The sequence below is a fragment of the Cyanobium sp. NIVA-CYA 375 genome (assembly GCF_056108345.1).
This window is the reverse complement of record NZ_JBSYHW010000120.1, coordinates 1-4,512: the sequence shown is the minus strand read 5'-3', so window position 1 is coordinate 4,512 and position 4,512 is coordinate 1. Positions and strand designations below refer to the sequence as shown.

6 protein-coding genes are annotated in these 4,512 nt (G+C 63.1%); all 6 read left to right on the top strand.

Going from position 1 to position 4,512, the window contains the following annotated elements; genetic code table 11:
- Positions 1 to 1,026: LAGLIDADG family homing endonuclease (locus AC01FP_RS16230; protein ID WP_474481709.1), on the top strand; the 1,026-nt coding region annotated here is incomplete at its 5' end.
- A complete protein-coding gene (locus AC01FP_RS16225) occupies positions 942 to 1,940 on the top strand; it encodes a phage terminase large subunit family protein (RefSeq protein WP_474481708.1) in 999 nt (332 codons plus the stop codon). The genes AC01FP_RS16230 and AC01FP_RS16225, both read left to right, overlap by 85 nt.
- Positions 1,937 to 2,650 (top strand): sigma-70 family RNA polymerase sigma factor, encoded by a 714-nt coding sequence (locus tag AC01FP_RS16220; RefSeq protein ID WP_474481707.1) that lies wholly within the window; start codon positions 1,937 to 1,939, stop codon positions 2,648 to 2,650. Before AC01FP_RS16225 ends, AC01FP_RS16220 begins: the two co-directional genes overlap by 4 nt.
- Positions 2,651 to 3,599: 949 nt before the next feature.
- Positions 3,600 to 3,941: a hypothetical protein gene (locus AC01FP_RS16215; RefSeq protein ID WP_474481706.1), complete on the top strand. Its 342-nt coding sequence runs from the start codon at positions 3,600 to 3,602 to the stop codon at positions 3,939 to 3,941.
- Entirely contained in the window at positions 3,911 to 4,153 is a 243-nt protein-coding gene (locus AC01FP_RS16210; RefSeq protein ID WP_474481705.1) for a hypothetical protein, read from the top strand. Before AC01FP_RS16215 ends, AC01FP_RS16210 begins: the two co-directional genes overlap by 31 nt.
- Before the next feature lie 82 nt (positions 4,154 to 4,235).
- Positions 4,236 to 4,512: transposase (locus AC01FP_RS16205; RefSeq protein WP_474481704.1), on the top strand; the 277-nt coding region annotated here is incomplete at its 3' end.

The following is a 4,512-nucleotide window of genomic DNA, read 5'->3' as shown; positions in this document are numbered from 1 at the left end:
ACCCATGACCGCCATGACCTGGCGCCGGCGGCCGCCATGGTTCAGGCCGGCTACGCGGTCTCGGCGGTGCATCACCACCGCAGCCCCCGCTACGAGCGCGTGCAGGCCACCTCACTGGCTAGCTTGTTCACCCGCAAGGGTCATCCCAGCCCTCTGCGCCGTGACCTGCTCGCGGCCGGGGTGCTGCACCACAAACACATCCCAGAAGCGTTCCTGCGTTCAGCGCTGGACCAGCGGCTGGCGTTGCTGGCGGGGCTGATCGACAGCGATGGCACGGTCGACTGCAAGTCCCGGGTCTGCTTTTCCTCCACCAGTCCGGAACTGGCCGCAGGAGTGCTCGACCTAGCGGAGGGACTGGGTTTCCGGCCTTACCGGACGGAGATGCCACCGTGCACCAGCAGTAGCGGTGTGGTGGGCCGCAAGACGGTGGTCACGGTGGGCTTCCAGCCGACCCTGCCGATCCCCACCCGGCTTGCTCGCAAGGCCATCTCCCGTCTGGCGCCGCAACGTCGTGCCGCCATTGCTCGCATCGATCACGATCCCGCCTCACCCCGCTGGGGACGCTGCATCCAGGTGGACCGCGCCGATGGGCTCTACGTGGTGGGCCGTCAGCTGACGGTGACCCACAACAGCCTCCTGGTCTCGAAACTCTTCCCTGCCTACTTCCTGCAGCGCTACCCGCACCTCTTCGCGGCGATCGCCTCCTACTCAGCCGAGCTGGCCTACGCCCATTCCCGAGAAGCGCGCCACTTCTACCGGGTGACCGGCCATCTGATGGCCCGCGATTCGGCAGCTGTGGGCAACTGGCTGACCCGCCAGCGCGGTGGCTGCATCGCTGCTGGTGTGGATGGCCCCTTCACCGGCAAGGGCTACAGCCTGGGGATCATCGACGATCCCTACAAGGGTCCCGGCGATGCGGCATCACCTGCGCTGAGCCGGCCATGGTGCTGGGACCAGACGGCAGCGAGCAGCCGAACCTTTCAGCCCAGGTGGTGGTGCTCACCCGCTGGGATCACCAAGACGTGATCGGCTGGCTGTATGAGCAGGAGCTGGGCGAGGCGCCCCAGCAATGGACCGTGCTGGATCTACCCGCTGTTGCAGAGGACCCGGCTGAACGCCCCAAGCTGCCGCCCACCTGCACCTTGATCCCCGATTGGAGGCAACCGGGAGAGGCGCTGTGCCCCGAGCGCTTCCCGCTGAGCGAGCTGGTCAAAATCCGCGCCCGCCTGGGCGCCTACTGGTGGGCAGCGCTGTATCAGCAGCGGCCCAGTCCGGCGTCTGGATCAATCTTCCTGCGCAACTGGATCCGGCCCCCATTCCCGAGGGAAGCAACAAGCCAGGCGGCTGGCCGCCAGCGGCAGTACGCCCTGCTGGCCCTCTCTTGTGATCTGTCCTTCAAGGGGGAGGCGGAGAGCGACTACTGCGGCTTCTGCCTGGCGGGGCTACTGGCACCCCCACCGAGAACGCTCAACCCGCGCACAGGCGAACAAGAAAGGCCGCCCCACAGCACTGCCTTGGAGATGGAAGTGCTCTGGGCCGCTCGGCACCGCTTTGGCCTGCCGGAGGTGATCCGCTTCCTGCTGGGCTGCCTGCAGGCGCTGGAGCAGCAGGGCCTCAGGCCCAACGCCGTGCTGATCGAGGACGCAGCCAACGGGCCGGCGGTGCTGCAAACCCTCCGGCGCCGCGTGCCGGGGATGCTGCCGATCACGGCGAGAGGCAGCAAGGAAACCCGAGCCCATGCCGTCGCCCCCCTGGTGGAAGCAGGTCAAATTCGCTTTCACCACCGAGCTCAGCCCCTGGTGGAAGAAGCGATCCGCTTCCCCAAGGGCAGCAAGGACTTAGTGGATGCCTTCTGCCATGGCGCCCTCTGGCTAGAAGGCCGCTACTGGAAGGCCCAGGGCATCCAGCCGGTGGTGACGCCACTGCTGGTGAGTCGATGAGTGGAACGGTGAGCAAGCCGCTGGTGTCCGCGGTGCGGGAAGGTTCCACGCCATCTGCAGTGGAGAACCAGGGGCCTGCAGTGCTGATACCGGCTGTGCTGCAGCTCTGCCTGCCGATCACAGTCGTGCTGGTAGGTGATGCAGCAGGTACGGCGCAAATGCTCAAGCAACGGCGCTACCACCGGCCCGCGTGCCATGCCCGGGCAGAGCAGCTGGAGATCAATCTCCAGGCGCCGGCGCATCACCGTCCCAGACCTCAGGGAAAGCAGCCCGTGCGCTGCAGGCCACAGCGACAGCGGCCAGTGCGGCCCCATGCCGCTGCCGATGCCCTGGCGCTGGAGCATATGGACTTGGCGGAGAAGATCGCCGGCAACTTCGCTCGCCGCACTATTCACCAGAAGGAGGACTTGCTGCAGCTGGCGATGATTGGGCTGATCAAAGCGGCGCGGCGCTACGACCCCTCACGGGGGCCTTTTCGGCCCTACGGGCGCACCTACGCCAATGGAGAGATCACTCACTTCTTGCGGGACAACGGCTTCCTGCTGAAGGTGCCGCCAACATGGCGGGAGCTGCATGCTCGGGGGCAGCGATTGCTGACCTCAGGAGTTGGCGTGGGCGAGATGCTGGTGCGACTAAGGATCAGCCGGGAGCAGTGGATTCAGGTTGCTGATGCTTGCTCAGTGCGGGTGGTTGCTTTTCCTGTTGAGTGAACGCCACTACAAGCGGTACTAGTAACAGCGAGCGACCGTCTGAGAAACCTGTTGGGCTATGGCGTAAGTAAATTCTTCCTGCACGTTCAAATCAATGGCTCACCGTCCATTCCACAAGGTGGATCGTAAGTGCCGTGCCAACCGATCAACGTGCGCTCAAAAGAATCTACAAAGTAGCGCGAACCCGCTGCAATACTCACTACACCGCTTGCATAAGCAACACATAGTGCATCTGAGGTTCGACGTTCCACAGCCTCTTCCCATAGATTACTACTTGGAAGAAAGTTCGGATCCTTGGGGGTGGCCCAAAGTGACTTCGAGCTGTAGGAAGCTCGCCTCAGAAGTACTGCCAAAGCCGTATATTTGCGTTCGTCCGCGACGTCTGCTGCATTGAGCCGCTCACGAGAGAGTGTTTCGACCGCCGCGCCCAAGCGAATAAGCTCGCGACATGCTGCCTCGTGACCAAAATACGCAGCCTGATGCAAGAATGTCCAGCCAGAAGATGACTTTTGGTACCTGCTACATTCCCGCGCCAAGCAAGGAGTTTTTCGCCATCCAGATAGCACTTGCTCCCAGGCCCCAATCTTCGCATTTTCGTAGGTACGGTCAATGGCCTGCTGATGTTCGCTCATAAATCCTCCACATGCCAATAGGTCTGCCCAGTGCTGAACTTTCGGGCCCACACCAAGAAAGAGCTCGGCACTTCGTGGTCCGCATAAGAAACCGAAGTCATTACCAACTTAGTTCTAGGCCTGCTGCATGGCAGTCAATCTAAGGCGGATGGCTCATCACGCCGGGTTCTCATACGGACCCTGTCATGAACCCAAGCCCCGCCGCTTGATCTATTTGCTTGCCCTGATGTCCCGACCCAAACAATGCAGATACTGCATAGTTCGTTTGGCGACTCATTTCCGCCACTGGCAAGAGCTGTGATTACAAGCAGCAGCCAGTGCCCACCACCCGCCGCCGCAGGACCACCACACCCAGCAGCCCTCTCCCCTCTTCAACCCCACGGCCCTACCCCACTGCTGAACCTCCTTGGCTGGAGCACCCCACCCTCTCCGGCCTGAGAGACCGCTTGCAGCTGGTATACGACTGCTGGACCCTGCTTGAACTCCCCGACGGCACCAGCCGCCGCCCGTTGTATTTACCTCGCGGTATAGAAGAACCCGAGGCCTGCTACCTCAAGCGACTAGAAGCCGCCCGCCCCACCGGCTTCTACCGCGATGCCCTGGCACTTACGCCGGGATGCTGTCGCGGTTGGCTTGGCAGGAGCTGCCCGACTCGCTGAGCCGGGTGGCCACCGATGTGGACGGCCAGGGCACCGACCTGGGGGTGTTCCTGTTCCTGGCCGACCTGCTCACCCTGCGCGATGGCGGCTGTCTGATCCTGCAACTGCCACCCCAGCACCGCTGGCCCTCAGAAGGCGACCGGCTGGAAGCCCTCGCCAAGGGCGACCGGCTCTCCCTGCCTCGGCTGCAACTAGGAGCCTGTTGCGCGTAGATCCGCTCTTTGTTCTCCACAGACGCTCCTGAATCTGCCCAAACGTCAGTGACAGCAGTGGATCTGGGCGCGAAAATGGGTCATGCAGAAGCCCAAGTCCTTCCGTCCCTGGCAGCCGGAGCAGACCACCCTGCTGCCGCCGTCACCTCGCGAGTGGCTCTCGCAGGACCACCAGGTGTATTTTCTACTGGATCTGGTGGATGAGCTGGATCTCTCCGAGATCCTCATACCAGCGCAGGCCAAGGATCCCAGAGGCGAGAAGGGGTTTGACCCGCGGATGATGACGATGCTCTTGCTCTACGCCTACTGCGTGGGCACCGTCTCTTCCCGCAAGATCGAACGGGCCTGCTACGAGGACC